This is a genomic window from Herbidospora cretacea, assembly GCF_001570605.1.
Lineage (GTDB): Bacteria > Actinomycetota > Actinomycetes > Streptosporangiales > Streptosporangiaceae > Herbidospora > Herbidospora cretacea.
The window spans coordinates 278,385-302,098 of sequence record NZ_BBXG01000005.1 but is presented as its reverse complement, the minus strand read 5'-3'; the positions used below and the strand labels follow the sequence as shown (position 1 = coordinate 302,098).

The 23,714-nt window shown below is 71.3% G+C and carries 21 protein-coding genes, 1 tRNA gene, 1 pseudogene and 2 riboswitches; of the genes and pseudogenes, 7 read left to right on the top strand and 16 right to left on the bottom strand.

Features of this window, described 5'->3' with window-relative positions; all coding sequences use genetic code 11:
- Positions 1 to 28: 28 nt before the first annotated feature.
- Positions 29 to 211: riboswitch (cobalamin riboswitch) on the bottom strand.
- 374 nt (positions 212 to 585) lie between these two features.
- On the bottom strand, positions 586 to 837 hold the full coding sequence (locus AW270_RS12380) for a hypothetical protein (protein WP_218009193.1): 252 nt from the start codon (positions 835 to 837) through the stop codon (positions 586 to 588).
- Positions 838 to 882: 45 nt separating this feature from the next.
- Positions 883 to 1,056: riboswitch (cobalamin riboswitch) on the bottom strand.
- Positions 1,057 to 1,081: 25 nt separating this feature from the next.
- Here AW270_RS12380 and AW270_RS12375 point away from each other — a divergent pair.
- The 5 genes and pseudogenes from AW270_RS12375 (at position 1,082) to AW270_RS12355 (ending at position 6,192) form a co-directional block, all read left to right on the top strand.
- Positions 1,082 to 1,851, top strand: a pseudogene (locus AW270_RS12375) (helical backbone metal receptor).
- 698 nt (positions 1,852 to 2,549) lie between these two features.
- Entirely contained in the window at positions 2,550 to 3,236 is a 687-nt protein-coding gene (locus tag AW270_RS12370; protein ID WP_061294056.1) for a hypothetical protein, read from the top strand.
- Positions 3,233 to 4,087, top strand: a complete 855-nt coding sequence (locus AW270_RS12365) for a TRM11 family SAM-dependent methyltransferase (protein ID WP_061294054.1) — start codon at positions 3,233 to 3,235, stop codon at positions 4,085 to 4,087. The genes AW270_RS12370 and AW270_RS12365 overlap by 4 nt, the downstream gene beginning before the upstream one ends.
- A 306-nt stretch (positions 4,088 to 4,393) precedes the next feature.
- Positions 4,394 to 4,645, top strand: a complete 252-nt coding sequence (locus AW270_RS12360) for a helix-turn-helix domain-containing protein (RefSeq protein ID WP_061294051.1) — start codon at positions 4,394 to 4,396, stop codon at positions 4,643 to 4,645.
- Between the two features lie 5 nt (positions 4,646 to 4,650).
- A complete protein-coding gene (locus AW270_RS12355) occupies positions 4,651 to 6,192 on the top strand; it encodes a tyrosine-type recombinase/integrase (RefSeq protein WP_061294049.1) in 1,542 nt (513 codons plus the stop codon).
- Positions 6,193 to 6,298: 106 nt separating this feature from the next.
- Here the strand turns inward: AW270_RS12355 and AW270_RS12350 are convergent, their stop codons facing one another.
- Positions 6,299 to 7,756, bottom strand: a complete 1,458-nt coding sequence (locus AW270_RS12350; protein ID WP_061294048.1) for a helicase C-terminal domain-containing protein — start codon at positions 7,754 to 7,756, stop codon at positions 6,299 to 6,301.
- A gap of 71 nt (positions 7,757 to 7,827) precedes the next feature.
- Here AW270_RS12350 and AW270_RS12345 point away from each other — a divergent pair, with 71 nt between their 5' ends.
- Positions 7,828 to 8,793, top strand: a complete 966-nt coding sequence (locus AW270_RS12345; RefSeq protein WP_061294046.1) for an IS481 family transposase — start codon at positions 7,828 to 7,830, stop codon at positions 8,791 to 8,793.
- On the opposite strand, the gene AW270_RS12340 is transcribed toward AW270_RS12345, so the two are convergent.
- The 4 genes from AW270_RS12340 to AW270_RS12330 all read right to left on the bottom strand — a co-directional run bounded on the left by AW270_RS12340 (position 8,721) and on the right by AW270_RS12330 (position 12,528).
- Positions 8,721 to 9,986, bottom strand: coding sequence for a DEAD/DEAH box helicase (locus AW270_RS12340; protein WP_157521883.1), 1,266 nt, complete (start codon positions 9,984 to 9,986; stop codon positions 8,721 to 8,723). The two genes, AW270_RS12345 and AW270_RS12340, sit on opposite strands and share 73 nt — an antisense overlap.
- 630 nt (positions 9,987 to 10,616) lie before the next feature.
- A tRNA-Ser gene (locus AW270_RS38655) sits at positions 10,617 to 10,721 on the bottom strand.
- A gap of 52 nt (positions 10,722 to 10,773) precedes the next feature.
- Positions 10,774 to 11,637, bottom strand: coding sequence for an SDR family oxidoreductase (locus AW270_RS12335; RefSeq protein WP_061294042.1), 864 nt, complete (start codon positions 11,635 to 11,637; stop codon positions 10,774 to 10,776).
- A gap of 225 nt (positions 11,638 to 11,862) precedes the next feature.
- Positions 11,863 to 12,528: an ANTAR domain-containing protein gene (locus tag AW270_RS12330; RefSeq protein ID WP_157521881.1), complete on the bottom strand. Its 666-nt coding sequence runs from the start codon at positions 12,526 to 12,528 to the stop codon at positions 11,863 to 11,865.
- A gap of 93 nt (positions 12,529 to 12,621) precedes the next feature.
- Between AW270_RS12330 and AW270_RS12325 the strand changes: the two genes are divergently transcribed.
- On the top strand, positions 12,622 to 13,680 hold the full coding sequence (locus AW270_RS12325) for a GAF domain-containing protein (protein ID WP_061294038.1): 1,059 nt from the start codon (positions 12,622 to 12,624) through the stop codon (positions 13,678 to 13,680).
- Here the strand turns inward: AW270_RS12325 and AW270_RS12320 are convergent.
- From AW270_RS12320 to AW270_RS12275, 10 genes are read right to left on the bottom strand one after another with little or no spacing between them, the layout of a single operon-like run.
- The gene (locus AW270_RS12320; RefSeq protein ID WP_061294036.1) at positions 13,675 to 14,874 is read right to left on the bottom strand and encodes a glycosyltransferase; all 1,200 of its coding nucleotides are present in this window, start codon (positions 14,872 to 14,874) and stop codon (positions 13,675 to 13,677) included. The two genes, AW270_RS12325 and AW270_RS12320, sit on opposite strands and share 6 nt — an antisense overlap.
- The gene (locus AW270_RS12315; protein ID WP_061294034.1) at positions 14,871 to 15,776 is read right to left on the bottom strand and encodes a glycosyltransferase; all 906 of its coding nucleotides are present in this window, start codon (positions 15,774 to 15,776) and stop codon (positions 14,871 to 14,873) included. Before AW270_RS12315 ends, AW270_RS12320 begins: the two co-directional genes overlap by 4 nt.
- Complete coding sequence (locus tag AW270_RS12310; protein ID WP_061294032.1) at positions 15,773 to 16,756, bottom strand: glycosyltransferase family 9 protein; 984 nt, start codon at positions 16,754 to 16,756, stop codon at positions 15,773 to 15,775. Before AW270_RS12310 ends, AW270_RS12315 begins: the two co-directional genes overlap by 4 nt.
- Positions 16,753 to 17,685 carry a UDP-glucuronic acid decarboxylase family protein gene (locus tag AW270_RS12305; protein WP_061294030.1) on the bottom strand — a complete coding sequence of 311 codons (933 nt, stop codon included), beginning with the start codon at positions 17,683 to 17,685 and terminating at the stop codon, positions 16,753 to 16,755. Before AW270_RS12305 ends, AW270_RS12310 begins: the two co-directional genes overlap by 4 nt.
- Positions 17,682 to 18,533, bottom strand: a complete 852-nt coding sequence (locus AW270_RS12300; protein WP_061294028.1) for a glycosyltransferase family 9 protein — start codon at positions 18,531 to 18,533, stop codon at positions 17,682 to 17,684. Before AW270_RS12300 ends, AW270_RS12305 begins: the two co-directional genes overlap by 4 nt.
- Positions 18,524 to 19,204 carry an SDR family oxidoreductase gene (locus AW270_RS12295; RefSeq protein WP_061294026.1) on the bottom strand — a complete coding sequence of 227 codons (681 nt, stop codon included), beginning with the start codon at positions 19,202 to 19,204 and terminating at the stop codon, positions 18,524 to 18,526. Before AW270_RS12295 ends, AW270_RS12300 begins: the two co-directional genes overlap by 10 nt.
- Entirely contained in the window at positions 19,186 to 20,532 is a 1,347-nt protein-coding gene (locus AW270_RS12290) for a PfkB family carbohydrate kinase (RefSeq protein ID WP_061294024.1), read from the bottom strand. The genes AW270_RS12295 and AW270_RS12290 overlap by 19 nt, the downstream gene beginning before the upstream one ends.
- Complete coding sequence (locus tag AW270_RS12285) at positions 20,529 to 21,080, bottom strand: D-sedoheptulose-7-phosphate isomerase (RefSeq protein ID WP_061294023.1); 552 nt, start codon at positions 21,078 to 21,080, stop codon at positions 20,529 to 20,531. The genes AW270_RS12290 and AW270_RS12285 overlap by 4 nt, the downstream gene beginning before the upstream one ends.
- A complete protein-coding gene (locus AW270_RS12280; RefSeq protein WP_061294022.1) occupies positions 21,065 to 21,985 on the bottom strand; it encodes a glycosyltransferase family 2 protein in 921 nt (306 codons plus the stop codon). The genes AW270_RS12285 and AW270_RS12280 overlap by 16 nt, the downstream gene beginning before the upstream one ends.
- Entirely contained in the window at positions 21,982 to 23,595 is a 1,614-nt protein-coding gene (locus AW270_RS12275) for a carbamoyltransferase family protein (RefSeq protein ID WP_061294019.1), read from the bottom strand. Before AW270_RS12275 ends, AW270_RS12280 begins: the two co-directional genes overlap by 4 nt.
- Between the last annotated feature and the right edge of the window lie 119 nt (positions 23,596 to 23,714).

Below are 23,714 nucleotides of genomic sequence, written 5' to 3'. Positions count from 1 at the left end.
CTCCTCTCAGGGGAAATCCGCCCCAGTTCATCGAGGAGGCGACCGCGTGAGTCTCCTGGCTCTCGGCTCAGACGCTCGTCCCGGCCTTCCCACCCTTGCGGGCAGTGGCTTGTTCGGGAGTCGCTCACCGATCACAGTGGCGGGACCGCGCCGGATTCACACCGGCTTCCTCAGTCCGCGCTCGCCTTCGCCGCCATCATCACACGAAACGGGCGAATGTCCACGAGTGGGGTCCTGCTTGTTGCGAGGAGTTCGCGATAAGGATCATGGGTCCGCTGGCGGGTGTTGCAGTCGCGCCAGCTCGCCCTGCAATCTACGGATGCGAGCGGCTTGGGCGCCGGCCTGTCTCCGAGAGGCGAGGAGGCGTTCGTACTCCTCGACCGTCAGCAGAACCATCTCGACTCCGTCGACAACCGTGCGCGGAGGATTTGGGCTCCTCGCCATGGACCCCGTCCTTTCACCGGCGCGAGATCGTAGTCGTCACGATCGGGGGATCGCTGCCCGGCTTGGGGCGGCGCGGTGGGGTGAAGCGGTGCAGGTCGAGGACCGGCGGCACCGGGGCTAAGCCAGGGCCACCGGCGCGGATCATTCGGCGACGTCGGCGGTGGCGTTCTCGTCGTTGACGAAGGCGAGCCATACGGGACGGCCCCCGGCGGCACGTCCCTCCGGGGTCGGCTGGACGACAATGACGTTGGCCTGGTCGCACACGTCGAGGCATTCGGTGACCCGGACCTCGGCGACTTCCCGGAGGCGGCGGATCTGTTCGTCGTGGTTGAGGTGGGGGACCTTGCGGGCGCTGCCGCAGCAGCAGTCCCGGCACACGGTGATCCTTTTCACGCGCGCGTGAACTTCCTCTCTCAGGGAAATCCGCCCCAGTTCATCGAGGAAGCGACCGCGTGAGTCTCCGGGCTCTCGGCTCAGACGCTCGTCCCGGCCTTCCCGCCCTCGCGGGCAGTGGCTTGTTCGGGAGTCGCTCACCGATCACAGTGGCGGGACCGCGCCGGATTCACACCGGCTTCCTCAGTCCGCGCTCGCCTTTTCGGCATCGTCTCATAAGAGCCCGGAAGGGTACATATGCCGCATGTCGTACGACGATCAAGGGCGCGAGGTGACGCTCCCTGGAGCGGTGCGGCGGGTCGTGTCGCTGGTGCCCTCGCTCACCGAGGCGGTCGCCTGCACCGACCCGGAGGTCCTGGTCGGCGCCACGGCCTGGTGTGTGCACCCCGTCGGCCTCGACGTCGAACGCGTCGGAGGCACCAAGAACCCCGACCTGGACCACATCCGGGACCTGTCCCCCGACGTGGTGCTGGCCAACTTCGAGGAGAACCGCGAAGCCGACCTGGAAGCGTTGCGCGCCTCCGGCATCGCGGTGTGGACCACCGTCATCCGGACCGTCCCCGAGGCGCTGACCTCCTTGGACCGGATGCTCACCGATGCCTGCCGCCTGTGTCGGCCCAAGTGGCTGGATGTGGTGGCCAGGGCCTGGGACTTTCCCGCTCCGATACGACGGCGGCGGGCCGCGATCCCCGTGTGGCGACGGCCCTGGATGGTGGTCGGCCGCGACACCTTCGCGGGCGACGTGCTCGCGCGTCTGGGCGTGGACAACGTGTTTGCGGAACATCCCGAGCGATACCCGCGGGTCACTCCGGAGGAGGTTCTTCAGGTCGGGGTCGACCTGGTGCTGCTGCCGGACGAGCCGTATCGGTTCACCGCTGAGGACGGACCGGAGGCATTTCCCGGAGGCTGGCCACGTTGATGAGCGGACGGCACCTCACTTGGTACGGCCCGTCCCTCGCCGAGGCTCCGAACGTTCTCACCATCAGCGAGCGGATATTCACCGACGACGGGTGATCCGAGAAATGTCCAAAAGTGCTCTGAACTGCGGAAACGTTGGATGCAAGCATCTGGCGGCCCTGAGGCGCGGGCCGCATCCAGGGCGTTATCAATGCTCTCGGTGTGCAAGAGCCAGATGAAGAGTGCGGACACCCTCGCCTCCCCCAAGTCGGGGTAGTCCGCACTCTTTCTCCTGGGGTCTTGCGCATAACGGATGACTCCGAAGCGTGACGAGAACAATACCTAATGTTCCAGCAGTCTGGGGTGGGAGTTGGGGGAGCTCGGCACCTGCCTGTGGCGATCTGCAGTCTGCACCTGGGCATCCGACTCAGTCGGACGAGCCATGTACGAAAGCCTTCTGAACTGCGAGAACGTTCATACCTGAAACGCGTTGGCAAGATGCGGTGCCGGTGACCACGGAAGAAGCTTTGCTTGCCGCTCCGTCCCAACCGGTGCCTGGTGGCGAGTATTTGGATGGGTGACAGGGACAGGTGACCCGGTGATCGGGCCACGACATCTTGACCCAGCTTCCGATTCCATCCGACCGACGATCCACCCCGTCCAGCACCAGAAGCCTCGATCCGCTCTCCGTTACAGACCCGGCAGAGGTCCGCGCGGACGGGGAAGCGGCATGGCGCCGCCTCCCGCTGAGCGTGTGGCTGGCCACCTCGGGAACCGAGTCCGCGCCCGTTTGCCGGAACGGCTGCTGCTTCCCGATGACCGGCGAGCTGGCCCGGCACCTTCTGTCGGCCTGCACCCGGCTGGGCGAGTCCGTGGTCGACCTCAACGCCACCGACCCGCACCTGATCTCCGCCGCGCTGGCCATGGGGTGCCCGATCATCGCCACCTTCGCCGACACCCATTTGGCGGATACGGCCAGGATGACGCTGGCTCGTGCTCACAGCGGCCAGGAGTTGTCGTCGGTAGAGCTGCGTGACGGCTCCGCGACAGAGGCTACCGTTGCGCGGGCCGGGTTCGGCTCGGCAGCGCTCGTCGTGCTCCGCGAGCCTTGCCAAGCCGGTTCACCCTCCGAAGGTCTCGCCGAACCGAAACCCGGATGCGCTCCGGGAGACATGGCTTTGGCGGTGGAGTTGCTGAAGCCGGGCGGGTGCCTGGCGGTGGTGACTGGCCTGCATCAGAACGACGGCCAGGTCGACGACCCGCTTCCGCGAATCATCGCCGAGGCGAAGCAGCGCGGGCTGCGATACCTGCAGCACATCGTCGCCCTGCACGTTCCCGCGCGAGGCGAACCTGTGGCGACCGAGCCGGCGGCACCGCCTCCGGATGATCGAGGAGCGCTGGAGTGCTGGGCGCTTCCTCCCAGCGCCCGCGTCCATTCCGACCTGCTCCTGTTCGCCAAACCCGAGGAGACGGCCGACAGCCAGGAAGGGGAGGGGCGTTGACCAAGAACACCGTGTCGGTGTGGGCGACCGGGCAGCAGCAGTCCCGTCATCAGCGCCGGGGCCGGTATCTGGCCGAGTCGATGGAGCACCCGGCCAAGATGCTGCCCGCCATCGCCGCCAAGGTCATCGACACCTACAGCGAGCCGGGCGAACTCGTCGTCGACCCGATGTGCGGGATCGGGACCACCCTGGTCGAGGCCGCCCATCTCGGGCGGGAAAGCGCTGGTGTGGAGTTCGAGCAGCGGTGGGCCGACCTGGCTCGCGCCAACCTGGCCCACGCCCGCCGTCAGGGAGCCCCGGGCACGGGCAAGGTCGTCGTCGGCGACGCCCGTGCGATCAGCGCGCTTCTCTCCGATGCGGCTGGACAGGCAGCGCTGGTGCTCACCTCGCCGCCCTACGGGGCCGCCACCCACGGGCACGTACGCTCCAGCCGCGACAGCGGCCAGCCCGGTGTCCGCAAGTGGAACCACCTCTACTCCCGGGACCGGGGAAACCTGGCCCATCAGGGTCTGCCTGGCCTGTTGGAGGGGTTCGGCCGCATCCTTGCTGGTTGTGTCCGGCTGCTGAGGCCTGGCGGGGTGGTGGCGGTCACCGTGCGCCCGTATCGGGAGCGCGGTGAACTGATCGATCTGCCGGGCCAGGTCCAGCAGGCTGCTGAGCAAGTGGGTCTCGTTCTGGCCGACCGGATCGTCTGCCTGCTGTGCGGGCTGGGCCAGGACCGGCTGGTGAACCGAGCTTCGTTCTTCCAGCTTCACGAGGCACGCAAGGGCTGGGCTCGCGGTCTGCCGATCCACGCCGCTGCGCACGAGGACCTGCTGATCTTCCGCAAGCCTCTCGCCGACCCTCGCTAGGTCCGGCTCAGAGCGGACCCGTCAGCTCGTCAGGGCTGACGGTGTCCGAACGATACCCGTCCTGACCAGCGGATTTTGCTTGACGGCGGGTGCGGAGGTGGGCGTCGATACCGCCGCCACCGACCGGTGCCACGATGTGCCCTGGGGCGCTGTAACCCGACCTACGCGGGTTCAGCGACCCGGGGCCGTGCGGGCCGGTCGGTGGCGCAGCGCCCCGCACACGCCGTCGTCAACATCCGTGGCCGCCCGATCGCAACCGGTGGGCGGCCGGTACCTGTCCCACCGCTCCCACAGGGGTGATCAGTGATGACGAACACGCCAAGCCTGCCGAGCCTCCCCGACAACCACGGGGAGGCCGAGGTGATCGGCCTGGTGGCCGCCGGACGGCTGCTCGGCATGGGCCGCACCAAGGCCTACCGCCTCGCGAAGGCCGGCGAGTTCCCGTGCCGGGTCCTGCGGATCGGCGACCGGTACATGGTCCCGGTCCGTGGGGTGCGGGCGTGGCTCGGATACGCCGACGAACCCCGTCGCGGCGAACAGAGCGAAGAGAAGGACTGACCCTGGTGGCCAACGGAACCACGTTCAAGACCTGCACCTGCCGTAACGCCGAGGGCAAACGCATCGGCGCTTCCTGTCCGAAGTTGCGCCGCTCGGGCCGGGGCGGCGAGCGCTGGAACAGCGCCCACGGCAAATGGGCCTACCAGTTGGAGCTGCCGCCCCACGCCGACGGACGGCGCCGTAACCCGCTGCGCCGTACCGGGTTCGACTCCCTGGAGGACGCCGAGGCCGAACTCGACCACGCCCGCGGCCTGCTCGCCTTGGACGAGGACCCAGGCATTCAGCGGCGGATCACCGAGCTGATGCTGTCGGTGCTGAAAGACACCCGGAAGCTACCCGACACCGAGGAGGTACGGCGCAAGGTCCGCACCCGCCAGGACCTCAACCGGCAGGTCACCGTGGCCGAGTGGCTGGAGGAGTTCCTGGCGCGCAAGCGCCGGATCGAGGCCACGACCCGCTCCGGCTACGCCGCTCATGTCCGCCTCTACCTCACTCCCTACTTGGGGGAGATCCGGCTGGACCGGCTGCGCGTCTCCGACATCGCGGGCATGTTCGACGCGATCGAGGAGTTCAACGAGATCATCGCCGCCGAGCGGGCCAGCGGCGACCCGGAGCGTGTGGCGAAGGTGCGCTACCGGCGGCCGGTCAGGGCGGCCACCATGCATCGCATCCGCGCCACGTTGCGGCACGCCCTCAACATCGCGATCAAGCAGGACCGGCTGCTGGACTTCAACCCCGCCGCCGTCGTCGAACTCCCCTCCGTCACCCGCCCCAAGCCCGTGGTGTGGACCGCGGAACGGGTAATCAAGTGGAGGGCCGACTACGCCGCACGGGTGGAGTCCGCGCGCCGAGTTGGGGCCCGGGTGGACGTGATCGGCTTCTACATCTCCGCCGAGCGGCCCTCGCCGGTCATGGTGTGGACGCCCGTCCACACCTCGGCCTTCCTGGCCCGTGCGCAGCGTCATCGCCTGCACGTGCTGTACCGGCTGATCGCCTTGCGGGGGCTTCGCCGGGGTGAGGCTGTGGGGTTGCGCTGGGAAGATGTCAACTTCGCGGGCGGCAGCATCGGTGTGCACTGGCAGATCACCCAGCTTGGCTGGCAGCCCGTCCAGGGCAAACCCAAGACCGATGCCAGCGACCGCGTGATCGCCGTCGACGCCGAGACGATGAAACTCCTGAAGAAACACCGCACCAAGCAGGCCAAGGAACGTCTGGCCGCAGGTGATCAGTGGGTGGACAGCGGGTTCGTCTTCACCGACGAACTCGGCCGGCCGCTGCACCCGCAGGTGGCCACCGACCAGTTCTACTGGATCGCCTTTGAGGCAGGTCTCCCGGCCGTCCGGCTGCACGACCTGCGTCATGGCGCCGCTTCTCTGATGCTGGCCGCCGGGGTCGAGCTCAAGGTGGTGCAGGAAACGCTCGGCCACGTCTCCTCGACCTTCACCCGTGACACCTACACCAGCGTCTACCCGGAAGTCGCGGCAGCCGCCGCCGAATCCACGGCCGCCCTTGTCACCGTTCCGCCCGCGCCGCCCCGTTCCCGCTGAAAGAGCGGTCGGCTGTACCAACGAGTTCTGGCCCCACCTGGCCAAATGCGGGGGACTTAGCTGGCGGACTACCGAAACGGGACCAACGAGAGTTGGTCCCGCCCGGTTATACAGGGCGCCCCACAGACGAGATGGGGTGCTCGGTAAGCCGTATCCGTACCTGCGAGGGCAGCAGTCCGTATTGTCCGAGGACTTTCGCGACCATGCGGTGAAGGTCGGCCTCGTCCAGACCGGGGCGTCTCGCCCGCATGTACTCCCAAGCGGCTTTCGCGTCATTGGCAAGGGCCAGGATGGTGTCGGGGTGGACGAGGTGGGAGTGCTCTTCGGCGCCGCTGGCACCGGTGGGGTCGACGGCCAGGCGTGGTGAGACGATCACGGTGATACTTCCAGCAGGGATCGCTTGGTGTCGGCGATCGCTGCGCAGGATGCGGAGTTGGTCGTTGACCTGCCGGATGTCTTTGTGTGGGACGAGCCCCTCGGGCTGGGTGTGCTCGCTCTTGGCTTCCAGGGCGAACCACATTTCGTTTCCCCAGCACCAGTTGGAATCGCATCGTCCGCTGCCCTGAGGTTTTTCAGCAGCGGCGCCCAGGAATATCCCCAATTCGGTAAGGGCGGGTTCGTAGGCGGTGTGGGACACCGTCTGCAAGCCTGCGATCATGTCGCCCAGGCGGGTGTCCATCTTGCGGGGGGCGACCTTGCCGAGCAACTCGCTTACCGTGGTGATGGCGATGTCGTCCTGCGGTGGAAGGCCCCCGAGTGGCATATCGGGCAGGGACGGCAGGCTTCGCACCCAGGTGCCCGGCGAGATCTGGCTAGCCTGGCGAACCAGTTGGTGGGCGGTGGCTGTCAGTGTGGTGTCGCCGTTGGCGGCTGCCTGGTAGGCCCACATCCCGGCCAGCATCAGCCAGAAGGCGCGGTACCCGCGGGTCGCCTCACCTCCATGGGAAAGCTGATGTGCGACCTGCTGGGCTTTCTGGCTGGCCTCGGCCCAGCGGCTGTGCCCAGCCAGCGCACACGCCTCGATCTCCGCTACGACCCCCTCAGCCAAGATGTCGCTGCCTGCAGGAACGGTGCGCTCATGTTCGGACCTAAGCTGCGCCAGGTTCGGCTCGGCCTGTTCACGCCATTCCGGCGTCCGTTCCTGGTCCAGGAAGATGCGCACGTTCTCGAGCAGGTCAGCCTGGCTGGTGTCGCGGCTGTTTTCGATGCCGAAGCGGATTTCCGCCTGCAACTCGGCGGATAGGGCATCCAGGGTCTCCTGCATCAGCAGATAGCGGGTGAGTTCCTGACCACGGACCACAACCAACGCCCAGTCCGTCGCGCCCCGGGTGCAGCGGCCCAGACCTTGGACCACGCGGGTCCGGACCCGCTCCGACAGCGCGGAGCCAGCCCGGACCTGGCTGGACAGGAATCGTTCCTGCAGATGATCCCGGTTCGGCAGGCCCTCCATCACCACCGCGCGGCACGCCTGATGCGGGAGGTCGATCCCGTCGTAGCGGCTGGCCAGCGCACATATGGCGTGGTCTAGATGTACTTGGCCGAGATCTTGGTGACACGTGGCCATGGGTGATTGATCATGAAGAAGACCTCCGGGCGTAGTGGAGTTAGCCGCTTCACCCACGCACGGAGGTCTTGATGGGTCACGCTAACGCCCGGCTGACGTTTCACGGCAGATGCCTGCTGGTTCGCCGTGTCGTGTTCGACGGACGGCCGGTCGCGCACGTGGCCGCCGAACTGGGCGTCTCCCGCCAATGCGCTCACCGATGGGTGACCCGCTACCGGCAGGAAGGCTGGCCCGGACTGGAGGAACGGCGCAGCGGACCCCGCACCAGCCCGCGCCGCACCCCAACCGAGGTCGAGCAGGCGGTGATCCAGGCCCGTGCCGAGCTGCGGGCCGGACCCGATCGGCTCGCAGCGGCCACCGGGGTGCCGGCCCGGACCATCACCCGGATCCTGCGCCGCCACGGCGTCCCGCCCTTGGCCATGTGTGACCCGTTGACCGGCTCGCTGATCCGCGCCAGCCGCAAGAGCGATCGCCGCTACGAGCACCCCGCGCCCGGCGACATGATCCATCTGGACGTCAAGAAACTCGGCCGCATCCCCGACGGCGGCGGTCACCGCGCCCACGGCCGCGAACGATCCCCGCGTGGACGCGGCATCGGCTTCGACTACCTGCACACCGCCATCGACGACCACTCCCGCCTGGCCTACATCGAAGTTCTGGCCGATGAGAAAGGCGTCACCTGCGCCGCCTTCCTGCACCGAGCCGCCGCCTTCTTCGCTGCCCGCGGCATCACCCGCATCCACCGGGTGATGACCGACAACGCCAAGAACTACCGGATCAGCCACGCCTTCCAGCAGGCCTGCACCGCACTGGGCGCACGGCAGAAGTTCACCCGCCCGCACTGCCCATGGACCAACGGCAAAGCCGAACGCCTCAACCGCACCATGGCCACCGAATGGGCCTACCGGCGGCCTTACGCCAGCAACCAGCACCGCACCCTGGCGTTGGGCCCCTGGCTGGAGTATTACAACACCAGCCGCCCCCACTCAGCCCTCGGCGGCAAGCCGCCCATCAGTCGGCTGTCACCAAGTTCATGACCAAGTACATCTAGAGCGGCGAAGGGCTGCATTCCGTGCTTGACGTCGTTCTTGGACAGCACCGGCCAGCCGGGCGGGGCGATCAATTCGGCCGTCGTCTTGGCGGTGGCAGTATCGGGGGCCAGCACCAGGGCCTTCCCCGTCATAGCAGTGATCTTCTGGGTGATCTTGTCGGTGACTCCGCCGGGCAGCAGGTCGGGGAAGATCAGAAATCTGCGGCCAGAACGCGGCTCGGGCGAGGTAGTAGGGAGCGCGAGCCGTTTGATGCGCGGCCGTCCGAACGAACGCTCCAAGTCTCCGGCGTCACCCAAAGTGGCCGACAGGTAGAGCCGTTGCTGGGCGTCGGTGAAAAGCAAGTTGTCGCTGGTGGGAGGAATGAACGGGCGGATCTGGATCCCGGTGTGGCTGAGATACACCAGGCATGAACCCAGCACCCTGCTGATCATCGAGTAGCGGAAAGCCCACGGCGCGGGCAGATCAGCAAGGAAGTCGGCCAGTCGCTCCGGCATACCCTCGTGCTGCGCCGGCACCACCAGATGCACGGTTCGCGCGTGGCCCGGTTCGGCGCTCCGGTTGCTCAGGCGCTTCAGCGTCAGGGCGTCCAGCCCGGGCGCCAGCACGTCTAACAGAGCCAGGTAGGTTCGCCGATCGGCATATTCTTCGCCCGATCGATTGACGCGCAGGCAGTACTGGTCAGCGACGTACTGCTCCCCGTTGTGGGCATCGTCGAACACCATCAGGGCCGGGGTGGCGCCCAGCTTCGGGCTGCTGTTGAACACCGTGCTGTAAGTCGTCAGCATGATCGCTTCGCCTGCGTCGTAGCGGGCCAGATCGGTTACCGCCCAATCCCCGTGAGGACCGGTGAGTACGACTGCGGGGATCCCTTCCTCACCAGCAGTCACCGCGACCTGCCGGGCCAACTGGTCGGTCGGGCACGCGTACACCACCCGGGCCCGACGCTGCCGACGCCACCACTCGCAGATCACCAACGCCGGGATCGTTTTCCCCGTCCCGGTCGGCAGCTCCAGCGCCAGATCGCTGACGTCGGCGTGGTCCTTCGCGTACATGCGCAGCAGGTCGCCCTGGTGCAGAAGCAAACCGGGCTTGGCCCCGGGGCTGCGTGGCAGGTCACGGTATAACGCCTCAGGAGAGGCGTACATCGCTGACGTTGATCGAACAGGTTTGAACGGCACCGTCTCTGTCCTTCTTGAATGGTTTTGCACCATCGACCCTAATTCGCTCCTGCGTGTTTGAGGGTCTGCGAGTCTCACCTCGCTCTCTTTGCCGTGTGCCTGGCCTTGGCGTCACCCGGCGGGTTCGACCCTTTCGAGGAGGCCACTTCGCGTCCGCGTTTTCGGTGCGGAACTCCTCCGGGCCGTCACCTGGGCGGTCGAACCTCGACCGCGAGCAATTGAGCGTGGGCGTCCGTGGACTGGGCGTGCCGAGGTCGAGCCTGGGTGTGCGAGAGTCGAATCCGACCCGCAAGATCATCGACCGTTGCCAGCTTCGATGACGTCGCGCTGTGGCAGATGATGCTCAAGATCCCGCTACCCGGCCGCCTTACAGGCGAGTTGGGTCCGACTACCGCTTGCAGCGAGTAATGGGTACTTGACTATCGTGCGACATAGAGATGACCTGAGGCCCGTGTGAATGGCGGCGACCCCGTTGACGGGCGCGACAATTCGGGCATTTGTAGGGCGTGGGATCGGCCACCGTGTGCCCAGTCCGTGTCCATGAGCAACCACCGAGCAACCACGGACGATCTCGCCTCGCCGCCGAGGCCCCAAATCAGGGCAAACCCACTGGTCAAATCGGGTCATAAGTGGTGGGGCGCCAGGGATTCGAACCCTGAACCTACGGATTAAAAGTCCGGAGACCCGGCTCGTGAGGACGTTTCCACGCACGGCCCATAAGCGAAGCACCGCCCCCGCCAACCATCCGTGACACCTGGTCGGCGGGACCACCTCAGCCCAGGGCACATCAACCAGGAAGCGTCTCCCCGCCGATAGGGGCCAGCACCTCGCCCGTGTAGTACGACGAGAGCCGCCCCGAAGCAAAGAACACGTAAGAAGGCGCGATCTCGTCAGGATCCGCCGCCCGCTTCATCGGAACCTGCTTGCCGAACTGCTCGACCTTCTCCGGCGGGAACGTGGCCGGGATCAGCGGCGTCCACACCGGCCCCGGCGCGACCGCGTTGACGCGGATTCCCTTGTCCACCAGGTTCTGGGCCATCGCCTGGGTGAAGGCGTTGATGGCGCCCTTGGTCGCCGAGTAGTCGATCAGGGTCTTGTTGCCCCGCAGGCCGTTGATCGAGGACGTGTTGACGATCGCGGCGCCGTCGCCCATGTGCCGGAGGGCCGCCTTGGTCACCCGGAAGTAGCTGTGGATGTTGACCGCGAAGGTGTGCTGCCACTGTTCGTCGTCGAGTTCGTCGAGCGAGTCGACCGGTTCCTGGTAGGCGACGTTGTTGACCAGGACGTCCAGGCCGCCGAGTTCGCCCACGGTCTGTTCGACGACGTGGACGCACTGGTCGGCGCGGCTCAGGTCGCCGGGGAGCAGGACGCAGCGGCGGCCTTCCTGTTCGACCAGTTTGCGGGTGTGCTCGGCGTCGTCGGTCTCGGAGAGGTAGGCGATGGCGACGTCGGCGCCCTCTTTGGCGAAGGCCACGGCGACGGCTCTGCCGATTCCCGAGTCGCCGCCGGTGATCAGGGCGCGTTTGCCCTTGAGGAGGTCGCGGCCCTGGTAGTCGCGCATCTCGTCCCGGGGCTCGGGGGACATGTCCCCGCTGCGGCCGGGATAGGCCTGGTTCTGGGGCGGTGGCGTCTGGTTCGTTTCCTCAGGCATTCTCGACCCGTGCCCCCGACGCAGATCGCCTAACGAACCGTCACCGATCCTTTGGCCGCGGGTCTTTTCTGCTTCCGTTACGGCTTCGCGTGGCCGGCCCCGCCCGCCGTCTCCGGCGCGGCTCGTGGCGGGCGCCGACCGGCCGCGCCCGGATCGCCCGGTGACGGGTGCCGCGTTCGACGGCGTCCGCCTGCCCGGCGATCAAGTCAGCCCGCTGTCAGCGTGTCACTCCCGGTCGTGCTGGTCCGCGGCCCCGTCCACGAGCTGCTCGGCGACGTCCCTCAGCTTCATGTGGGCGTTCTGGGAGGTGCGGCGCAGTTCGGCGAACGCCGTCTCGGCGTCGACCCCCAGGGCCTGCATGATCATGCCTTTGGCCTGTTCGATGGCCTCGCGGCCGGCCATGGTGAGGCGGAGCTGGCGGACCTCCCGCTGGTGGCGCTCCTGAGCGTCGGCGAAGGTCGCCAACCAGGCGGCCTGCCGGGCCATCGCGGCGACGCCCGGACCGGCCGCCCTGCCGGGTTCGCCGGGGCGCAGGCCGTAGACGGTGGCCACGACCGCCACTCCGGGCGCGTGGCCGGCCGCGGCGACGCAGCCGCGCAGGCCCCGCGTCAGCGCCGCCCGGCCGAGGGTGGGCCAGCGGCGGTCGCGGGCGAGGTCGGTGACGGTCACGGCCTCCTCGCCGCGCAGGGCGCTCAGGCTCGGGCCGTCGTCGAGGACGTGTTCCAGTTCGACCAGTTCCCCGAGTTCCGGGTGCGAGGCGATCAGCGTCGGCTCGGCGGCGGAGACGGGCCACAGCGCCATCGTCGTGCCGCACCCACCCGCCATGACGGCGATCTCGTCGGCCAGCGCGCTCAGCACGTCGTCGGCGGGACGGGAAAGGAATGATCGCATCGTGCCTCCATTTGGCATGGCCGTGACTGCGGGCCTACCCCCAGGGCAGGAAGTCACGCGACGTGCGTTCCGGTGAGGACAGGGGGAGGCGACATGGCCGGCTCGACGATCGACGCGTTCGAGAGCGAGTTCAACGAGTTCCAGAAGCGGCTGGCGTATCTGCGTGCGGCGCGGACGACGGTGACCCCCGAACTGGGCCGGGACGAGTGGATCGAGGCCGTCCTGCTGGAGCTCGACGTGGCCGCCGAGGAGCTCAAGGTCCGCCACGAGGAGCTCGTCTCCTGGGCCGACGAGGTGGCCACGGAGAAGAGCCCGGCTGAGCGGGAACGCCTGCTGCTGCGCGCGTCGTTCGCCGGGTCGCCGTTCCCCGCCCTGATCGTGACGGGTGACGACGGCGTGATCAGGCGGGCCAACACCGCCGCGCTGACGCTGCTGGACGTGTCGCAGTCGTATGCCACCGGACGGCCCTTCCCCGTCTTCACCGACCTGCGCTTCCGGGCCGCGCTGCGGTCGGCGCTGGCGGCGGTGACCCGGGAGGGCGAGGCCAGGACGGTCCGGGTCCGGCTGCTGCGCCGCCGCCTGGCCCCGGTCGACCTCACGCTGGCGCTGACCCCTCTCGAACTGCCGGGCGAGGCGCCCCACGTGCTGATCGGGAGCTCCAGCATGCCCGAGGCGGAACCGGTGCCGGCGTCGCCCGAGGTCGAGCCGGAGCGTGAGGACCTGCTGGCCTCGTTCGCGCGGCTGCTGCTCTCGCCCGGGTTCTCCCTCGATCGGGCGGCGACGGCCCTGCGGGACGGCATGGGCGACTGGGTGTTCGTCGACCTGGTCGACGAGACGGGCGCCTGGCGGCGGGTGGTGCCGGGCGAGGACGGTCACCCGGCCGCACTCCAGCGGCGGGTCCTCGAAAGCGGGCGCCTGCTCACGGAGAGCCCGCTCGACGACCTCGGCGCGCTGGGCGAGGACCGCGACGGCGTGCAGGTGGCCGCCCGGCTGGGCGCCGGGTCCCTCGTCTGCGCGCCGCTCGCCGCGGGCCGCCCGCTGGGCACGGTCACGGTCGCCCGGAGCGTGGCCCGCCGTCCGTTCTCCCTGGCCGAGGCCGGGCTGCTCAGGGAGCTGTGCGACCAGCTGGCGCTCCGGCTCGACCTGTCATGAGGCGGCGATGCGCCGCAGGTGGAGCATCGCCTGGCCGTAGGCGCTGACGGTCTCGGCGGCCACCCGGTCCCAGCTGTAGCGGCTGCTCGCCCGGTGGGCGCCCGCCGTGCCGTAGGCGTCGCGGGCGGCGGGGTCGGCCAGCAGCCGCCGGGTCGCGCGGGCGACCTCGCGCGGGCTGTGCGCGGGGACCAGCAGGCCCGTCTCCTCGTGGACGACGGTGTCCTGCTGCCCGCCCACGGCCGAGGCGATCACCGGCACCCCGCACGCCATCGCCTCCAGCACGACCATGCCGAAGGGCTCGTACCAGGGGACGCAGACGACGGCGGTGGCCGAGCGCATCAGGCCCGGCACGTCCTGCCTGGCCACCTGGCCGACGAAGCGGACCTGCGCGGACACGCCCAGCCGGTCGGCCTCCGCCCGGAGCCGGTTCACCTCCTCGTCTCGGTCGAGGTCGCCGATCGGCAGGCCCCCGCCGACGACCAGTTCCACCTCCGGCAGGTACGGCAGCGCCTGGACGACGGTCTGCACGCCCTTGCGCGGCACGAGCCGCCCGATCGACAGCAGGCGCGGGCGCTGCGGCGCTCCGGACGCACCGGGACGGAACAGGTCCAGGTCGACCCCGCACGGCACGACCCGGGCCTGCTGGCGCGGGACGCCCATCCTCACCAGTTCCTCCACCTCGTCGGGGCAGGTGGAGACGATCACGTCGGCGGTCCGGCCGATGGTCCGCTCCGCCGGGATCCGGGTGGCCGGGCTGGTGTCCTCGATGCCCTGGTGGCGGCGCTTGACCGTGCCGAGCGCGTGGAAGGTGTGCGCGACCGGCACGCCCAGCCGCCGGGCGGCGTCGAGGGTGGCCAGGCCGCTCATCCAGAAGTGGCTGTGGGCCACGTCGGGGCGGTCGAAGGTCCACTGCTCGCGCAGCCAGCGGGCGAAGTCGGGCACGTACCCCACGATGTCGTCCTTCGGGATCGGCTCGGGCGGCCCGGCCGGCACGTGCGCGACCGTCACCCCGGGCGCGAACGGCACCCGCTCCGGGGTGTGCGGGTCGTCCCGGCGGGTGTAGACGGTGACCTCGTGGCCGAGCGCCGCGATCGCGGCCGCCAGCGCCGCCACGTGGACGTTCTGGCCGCCCGCGTCGGGCGTGCCCAGCCCGGCGAGCGGGCTGGCGTGCTCGGAGACCATCGCGACCCTCATCGAACCACCTCCCTGAGCAGCCGGTCCCAGTCGGCCAGGAACCGGTCGAGTCCATAGCGGTCGAGCGCCGCCGCGCGGGCCGCCTTCCCCGCCTGACGGGCCAGTTCGGGATCCTCGGCGAAGTCGCGCGCCGCCTCGGCGAGCCGGGCGGGGTCGGTCGACAGCACGCCCGCCTCCGGCGGCACCGCCTCGATCGCCTCGGTCGCGGCCACCGCCACCACGGGCATCCCGAGCGTCATGGCCTCCAGCAGCGACAGGCCGAGCGAGGTCCACCGGTACGGGTGGACGTAGACCCGCCGCCGCGACAGCTCGGTCAGCATGCGGTCGTGCGGGAGGTCGCCCTGGCCGTTCTCCAGGGTCTCGGTGGCGATGCCGAAGACGTCCACGGGCGCGAAGACGGGCAGCAGGTCGGTGCCGGCGACCCGGGTGCGGCGGACCGGCTCGTTGATCACGGCGGCGGCCCGGGGCAGTTCGCCGGTGTAGCGGTGGCCGGGGTCCGGGATGCCGTGTTCGATCACCGTGGTGGCGGCCCCGTCGTTGTCCCAGAAGAGGTCGTTGAAGTGCGTGACGTGCACCAGCGGCAGGCCCGCCCCGGCCATCGGATGGCGGGCGCGCACGTCGGGCGGGGTGTTGTGCTCGACGTACACGACCGGGACCTCGCGGCCCAGCCACGCCCTGAGCAGGTCCCTCTCGTGGGGACGTTGCAGGACGGCGACGTCGACGTGCTCCGCCCGCAGTTGGGCTGGGGTGACCTCGCGGGCGTTGCGCGGCCAGTCGTAGGTGCGGGCCCGGCCCCGGCCGTCGGGGCCGCGGTCCGGGACGACCGGCACCAGGTAGTCGTGGGCGCCGTGCACGAACGCCGTCATCCACGAGCCGTGCACGTGCCAGACCAGGATCCTCATCGCATGACCTCCAGAATCGCCTCGTGGACGCGCGCCGGGGTGACCGACGCGAGGCACGGGTGGCCCTCCACCGGGCAGACCGTGGCCCGGGTCCCGGCGCAGGCCGCCGCCTGGTCGCCGAGCAGCCGGTGGCGCACCCCGTAGGGGGCCCAGCGGACGGCCGGCACGGTCGGCGCGAACAGCGACACCACGGGCGTGCCGACGGCGGCGGCCAGGTGGGCCGGGCCGGTGTTGCCGGCGACGATGGCCCGGGCCCCGGCGAGCACCCCGGCCAGCTGGGCCAGGTCCGTGCGCCCGCCCAGGTCGGTGCCGTGCCGCCCGGCCACCCGGGCGGTCAGGTCGCGTTCGCCCGGAGTGCCGGTGACCACCACGTGGTGGCCGTGCCCGGCGAGCAGGTCGACCAGGGCGGCGCACCGGTCCGGCGGCCAGGCCCGCGCGGGGACCGACGTGCCCGGGTGCACGACCAGGTAGCCGCCCGGCAGGCCCGGATCCGGGAGCGGCCGGCGCACCGCCAGCCGGCGGCCCGCCGACGGATATCCGGCCGCCGTCGCCAGGCTGAGCGCCCGCTCGGCCTCCGGGATGTCGTCGGGCACGCGGTGGCGCAGGTCGAGCAGCGACCCCGGGTAGTCGTCGCTGATCGCCCCGATCCACGGCACCCCGGCCAGCCGCAGCACCAGCGCCAGCGGCAGCGGCGACTGGTGGAACGAGGTGAAGATCAGCGCCCGGTCGACGTCGTCGACCATCTTGATCAGCAGCCGGACGTGCTCAGGATCGACGGGCGCGGGCTCCGGCTCGATCCACGGCGCCGGCCACTCCAGCACCCGGTCGACGCCGGGCAGGAGGTCACCGGCGGCCCGCCCCCGCGGACCCGCCAGCAACGTCACCCGCCGGGCGCCCGCCGCCACGGCCCTGATCGCCGGGCCGGTCAGCAGCACGTCCCCGACGCTGTCGAGCCGGGCGAGCAGCACGTGTCCGTTCATCCCGCCAGAGGCTCCCGTTCCTCCGCGAACCAGCGGATCGTGCGGCGCAGCCCGGCCGTGGCCGGGACCTCCGGCCGCCACCCCAGCCGCTCGGCGGCCAGCGAGGTGTCCGGGCAGCGCCGGTGCGGGTCGTCGACCGGCCGGCCGATGTACGTGACGGGCGAGGCCGACCCGGTCAGCTCGCGCACCAGCCGGGCCAGGTCGGTCATGGTCAGCTCGGCCGGGTTGCCGATGTTCACCGGCCCGGCGAAGTCGCTGTCGGCGAGGGCGAGGATCCCGGTGACCGTGTCGTCGACGTAGCAGATCGACCGGGTCTGGGTGCCGTCGCCGGTCACCGTGATCGGGTCCCCGTCGAGGGCCTGCCGGATGAAGGTCGGGATGGCGCGGCCGTCGTGCGGGCGCATCCGGGGCCCGTAGGTGTTGAAGATCCGGACGATGGCCGTGTCGACGCCGTAGGCCGTCGTGAGCGACTCGGCGAAGCGCTTGGCCTCGTCGTACACGCTGCGCGGGCCGACGGGGTTGACGTTGCCCCAGTAGTCCTCGTGCTGGGGGTGTTCGAGGGGGTCGCCGTAGACCTCGCTCGTGGAGGCCAGGACGAAACGGGCGTCCTTCTCCCTGGCCAGGCCCAGCGCGTGGAGGGTGCCGATGCTGCCGACCTTGAGGGTCTCGATCGGGTAGGCGAGGTAGTCGGCCGGGGACGCCGCCGAGGCCAGGTGGAGCACCAGGTCCACCGGGCCGGCGACGTGCAGGAAGCCGGTGACGTCGCAGTCGACGAGCCGGAAGCCGGGCCGCTCCAGGAGATGGGCCACGTTGCCGGGCGAGCCGGTGAGCAGGTTGTCGAGGCAGATCACCTCGTCGCCCCGCTCGACCAGCCGTTCGCACAGGTAGGAGCCGAGGAACCCGGCCCCGCCGGTGACGACGGTCCTCATGCCGCTTCCACCTCCAGGTGGCGCCGGGCCGCGCCCAGCACCTCGGTGACGGTGATCTTCAGAAGTCCGGGATCGGGGGCGGCGCCGTGGGGGTCGCCGGTCGTGCCGTGCCAGATGACCTGGTGGGGTCCCGGCGGCGGGCCCCACAGGGCCGGGGGAGTGGGGCCGAACAGCACCACCGACGGGGTGCCGAAGGCGGCGGCGAGGTGGGCCACCCCGGTGTCGCCGCAGATCAGCAGCCGCGCGTCTCTGACCAGGTCGGCCAGTTCCCGCAGCGACGGCAGCAGCACCGACCGGCCGCCCGCCACCCGCCGGGCCAGGTCCCGCTCGCCGGGACCCGCGGTGACGACGGCGTCCAGCTCGGCGGCCACCTCGGCGAACCGCTCGGGCGGCCAGCGCCGGGCTCCGGAGGCCGCGCCCGGGTGGACGACGACGGGCCCGGTCCGGTCGCCGGACCCCAGCCGCAGGTCCGCCGGGTCGGCCGGGACGCCGTACCACTCCAGCAGGGCGCACCACCGGGCGACCTCGTGCGCGCCCGGGTCCCACGCGGGCCCGGTCGTGTGGCTCATCAGCAGGCGCGGGCGGGTGGCCCGGAGCGCCGCGACGCTCCGCGGCCCCCGGCCGTGCAGGTTGACGGCCACGTCGCACCGCCCGGCCGGCACCGGGCCGGGCCCGGAGACGTCCAGCCACGCGTCCGCCTCGCCGTCCAGGATCTCCCGGTACGGCTCCGGCGCCGCCAGCACCAGCCGGTGGGAGGGGAAGGCCCGCCGCAGCGCCCGCAGCGCGGGCACCCCCGTGAGCAGGTCGCCAAGCCCCAGCCCGCGCAGGACCAGCAGGTCTAGGGCCACGACGTCTCCATGGAATGGCACACCACCAGTTCCCTGATCTCACACCCGGCGGGCTGCGAGAGCGCGAACACGACGGTCTCGGCGACGTCCTCGGCCCGGTTGAGCGGCGCGTCCGGCCCCGGCTTGTACTGGTCGGGCCGCCCGTCGAAGAAGTGGGTGCTCATGCCGCCCGGGATCAGCAGCGTCACGCCGACCTTCCCGGCCAGTTCCGCCGCCAGCGCCCGGGTGAAGCCGACGACGCCGAACTTGCTCGCGCAGTAGGCCGTGGCGTCGCCGACGGCCTTGATTCCGAGCGTGGACGCGCAGGTCACCACCCTGCCCCCGCTCTCCAGGAGGGAGGGCAGCGCGGCCCGCACCACGGCGGCGGTGCCGAACAGGTTGACCCTGACGACGCGCTCCCACTCGTCGAGCGGCACGTCGCCCAGAGCGCCGCAGGCGTCGGTGCCGGCGGCGGTGAAGACCCCGTCGATCCCGCCTGCCCTCTCCGCCAGCGTCCGCACCGCGTCGCCGGTCGCCCGGCTGTCGGCCAGGTCGGCCCGGACGTGGTCGAGGTCGTCCTCGGGGGCGGCGCGGTCGATGACGAGAGGCCGCCCGCCCGCCTTGACGACGGCCCGCGCGGTGGCCAGGCCGAGGCCGGACGCGCCTCCGGTGATCAGGATGTTTCCCAGCATTGCTGCTCCTTCTGTCGTAGGGCGGCGGTGATGAGCCGGGTGGTCGAGCGGCCGGGCACGGTCTCCAGCAGCACCAGTTCGGCGCCGATCTCGGCCAGCACCGCTGACTCGGGGAGCGCCCGGCCCGTGTAGTCGTCGCCCTTGACCCACACGTGGGGCCGAACGGCCCTGATGACCTGCGCCGGGTCGTCCTCGTGGAAGACGACGACCCCGTCGACGTCCTCCAGCGCCGAAAGGACCGTGACCCGGTCGTCCTGCGGGGAGACCGGCCGCCCGGCGCCCTTCAGGCGGCGGACCGACAGGTCGGAGTTGAGGCAGACGATCAGCAGGTCGCCCAGCCGCCTGGCCCGGCGCAGCAGGTCGACGTGCCCGGCGTGCAGCAGGTCGAAGCAGCCGCCGGTGGCGACCACCCGGCCGCCCGCCCGGCGCACCCGGTCGGCGCGGCGCAGCGCGTCCGGCTCGGCGGCCGTGACGGTGGCGCCGACGCCGGACGCGCCTCCGGCCGAGACGAAGCCCGTCGCCGCCGAGGTCGCCGCGCGGGCGGCCTCCGCGCAGGTGTCGCCGCCGAGCAGCCGGTGGGCCACCGACACGGCGAACCGGTCGCCGGCCCCGCAGGTGTCGCCGTCCGGGATGGGCTCGGGCGCCGGGATGTGGAAGCCGCGGCGGTCGGAGCGGAAGTACGCGCCGTGCGCGCCCAGGGTGACCACGACCGCCTCGCCGCCGAGCTTGGCGAGCAGCAGGCGGGCGGCCTCGGCGGGATCGTCGGCCCCGGTGAGGGCGACCGCCTCGGCCAGGTTCGGGGTCGTCATCGTGCACCTCGGCGGCAGCGGGCCGTTCCGGTGCGGGTCCCACACCACCGGCCGGTCGGCCGGCAGCGCGTCCACCACCAGGTCGGCCGCGCCGCGCCCGTAGTCGGACACGAGAACGGTCCCGGCCTGGCGCAGCACCGACAGCGCCCGCTCCGTCAGCGGGCCGGCCACGCCGTCGCCGGAGTCGAGCCGGGCCAGGGTGGTCCCGCCTGCCCTGACGCGGGTCTTGCGCACGGTCGTGCCGTGCATGGGCAGCGGGACGACGACCATGCGGCGGGCCAGCATGCGGCGCAGCTCGTGGCCGTCGGGGTCGTCGCCGATCGGGGTGACCAGCACGACCTCGGCGCCCCCGGCCGCCGCCAGCATCGCGGCCAGCCCGGCCCCGCCCGGCCGCAGCCGTTCGGCGGCGTCCTCGACGACCGGCGCTCCCGAGTCGGGCGCGACCCGGTCGCTGCGCCCGTCGAGGTCGCAGTCGAGCAGGGTGTCGCCGACGACGACCAGCGGACCTCCCCCGTTCACGGCAGCGCCTCCTCCATCGCCTCGCACAGCAGGTGCACCAGCACCAGGTGCACCTCCTGGACCACCGCCGGGTTGCGCGACGGCACCGCGATCGCGTCGTCGCAGAGCCGGGCGAGCTCGTTGGGCGGCGGGCCGGTCAGCGCCCACGCCGTCAGGCCGCAGTCGCGGGCGGCCCGCGCGGCGGCGATCACGTTGGCGCTGGCCCCGCTGGTGGACAGGGAGATCAGCACGTCCCCGGGGCGGCCGTGCGCCTCGACCGGGCGGGCGAACATCTCGTCGGCGCCGTAGTCGTTGACGATGGCCGTCGTCGAGGAGGTGTCGGCGTGCAGCGCGATGGCCGCGTAGGGACGGCGGTCGGCGCGGAACCGGCCGACCAGTTCGGCCGTCAGGTGCTGCGCCTCGGCGGCCGAACCGCCGTTCCCGCAGGCCAGCAGCCGCCCGCCGTCGTCCAGGATCCCCGCCAGCTTGTGCCCCCAGACCCGGATCCGGGCCGTCTCCTGTTCCAGCCGGTTCAGCACGTCACTCAGATCGGTCAGGTGCGGATGCATGCGCGCCCCCCTTTCGTCAGCCGGACCCGCAGTTCGCCGCGCAGCCGGTGCAGGCAGGCGGCGGGCGGGATGGCCACGCTGGTCACGGCCATCCGCAGCACCTCCGGCGCGGTGCGCGGGCCCGGGGCGATCCGGCGCCAGGCGAACTCGGCGGTGAGCGCGGCCCAGACCGGCCAGGCCCACCGTTTCCGCGTCACCAGGGCGATCAGCCCGGCGACGGTGGTCAGCAGATGGCGGCGAAACCGTCCCGGCGCGCCGATCCTGGCCCGCCAGTCGCGCCCGTGGAGCCGGCGCATGAGCGCGTCGTCGGCGTTGCCCCGCTGCCGCCGCACGCTCGCCCAGGTTCCCTCGTCCCGGACGGGGTGGACGGTCGTCCGGCTCCCGGAGACCAGGCGGTGACCGGCGGCCAGCAGGCGCAGGGCCAGGTCGGCGTCCTCCCGGTAGGCGCGCGGGAACCGCTCGTCGAAGCCGCCGACCTGTTCGAGGGCCGACCGCCGGACCGCCATGTCGGCGGTGATCCACCGGGCGGTGGCCAGGCCCGCCGTGTTGCGCTCGGCGTCGGTCGGCCGCCGTCCGGGGTCGAGCGGCACGACGATCCGGCCCTGCGAGGCCGCCACATCGGGTGGCAGGCCCGCCAGGTCGGCCTCCAGCCTCTCGGCCCAGCCGGGGCCGGGCACCACGTCGTCGTCGAGGAAGACGACCCACTCCGACGCCGCCGCGCGCCAGCCCCGGTTCCGGGCCGCCGCGGGCCCGCGCCCACCGGACGCGACCACGGGGACGTCCACCGGCAGCGGCCCGTCGGCGGCGGGCCGGTCGTCGACCACGATGACCCGCATCCCCGCCGGGACGGCGTCCCGGAGGCCGGCCCGGCCGACGGTCGGGATGACCACGGTGATGTCGGTCATGCTGCCCTCCTGACGAGGTAGGGCCCCAGGGCCAGCACGTCGACCGGGGCCGACCCGAAGCACTCCAGGGCGTCGCGCGGGTCGTCGACCATGGGCCGTCCCGCCGTGTTCAGCGACGTGTTGACGACCACCGGCAGCCCGGTCAGCGACTCGAAGGCGTTCAGCATCCCGGCCAGCAGCGGATCGCGCCCGGCCGAGACCGTCTGGATGCGGGCGGTCCCGTCGACGTGCACCACGGCCGGGATCCGCTCCCGCCACACGGGGGCGACGTCGTGCGTGAACAGCATGTACGGGCTGGGCATCGGCCCCCGGGAGAAGATCTCGGCGGCCCGTTCCTCCAGCACCATGGGCGCGACCGGCCGGAACTGCTCCCGGCCCTTCACGTCGTTGAGCCGCTCGGTGTTGCGCGGGTTGCCCGGATGGGCCAGCAGCGACCGGCGTCCCAGCGCGCGGGGGCCGTATTCGCTGCGGCCCTGGAACCAGGCCACGATCCGGTCCTGGGCCAGCGCGTCGGCCACCGCCACCGCGATGTCCGGCGGCCGGGTGTAGGGCACCTGGGCGGTGTCGAGCCACGCCCGCAGTTCCGCGTCGGTGAACCCCCGGCCCAGGTCGGCTCCGGGCATCGCCGCGACCGGGTCGCCGTGTGTCCGGGCCAGGTGGAGGGCGCCGCCGAGGGCCGTTCCCGAGTCGCCGGCCGCCGGCTGGACCCAGACCTCCCGGAAGGGGCCGCGGTCGAACAGCCGGGTGTTGGCGACGCAGTTCAGCGCCACCCCGCCGGCCAGCGCGAGCCGGTCCATGCCGGTCCGGTCGTGCAGCCAGGCGGCCAGGTCGAGCAGCACCTCCTCCAGCCGGATCTGCACGCCGGCCGCCAGGTCGGCGTGCTCGGCCGCCCAAGCGCCGCCGGGTTTCACCGGCTTGGCGAAGACGTTCCAGTCGATCGGCCCGCTGCGGAACCCGCCGTCGCCGGTGGCGCCGATCAGCTCCCGCAGCGCGGGCAGGTGTTTCGGGGTGCCGTACGAGGCCATCGCCATGACCTTGAACTCGTCGCTGGACCGCAGGAAGCCGAGGTGCTCGGTGACCTCCTCGTACATGAGCCCCAGGGAGTGCGGCAGCGTCTGCGCGGCCAGCACGGACAGCTCGCCGTCGTGGTAGGCCCCCGCCAGGTGCGACACCGCCTCGCCGCGCCCGTCGCAGACCAGCACGGCGCAGTCGCCGAACGGCGCGGCCAGCCCGGCCGAGGCGGCGTGCGCCACGTGGTGCGGGACGTAGCTCACCTGCGCCGGGTCGAGCCCCGGCAGCGCGGTGGCCAGGAAGTTCGGGGCCCTCCTCGCGTACGTGGTCCGCAGCGCCTCCCACCCCTCGGTGTCCACGACCAGGCCGGGGTCGTAGGAGTAGGCGACGCCGTCGAGCTCCTCCGGCTGGAGGCCGGCCTCCTTCAGGCACCAGGCGGCGGCCTGTTCCGGCAGTTCCCAGGCGGAGAAGGGCACGGGACGCTTGCCGTGTTTGCGCCTGCTGAACCGCTCCTCCTCGGCGGCGGCGACGATCCGCCCGTCGACGACGAGCGCCGCGGACGGGTCATGGAAGATCGCGTTGATTCCCAGGAACCTCATGGGACCCGCTTTCACGTGAATGACATCACTCGGGAAGCGCTTCGCTGAGTAGCGCTTCTGGAGCGTCGGACACGTCCGCACGTGGTTTGGCGGCGTTGACATCGCCGGTCGGGGTCATG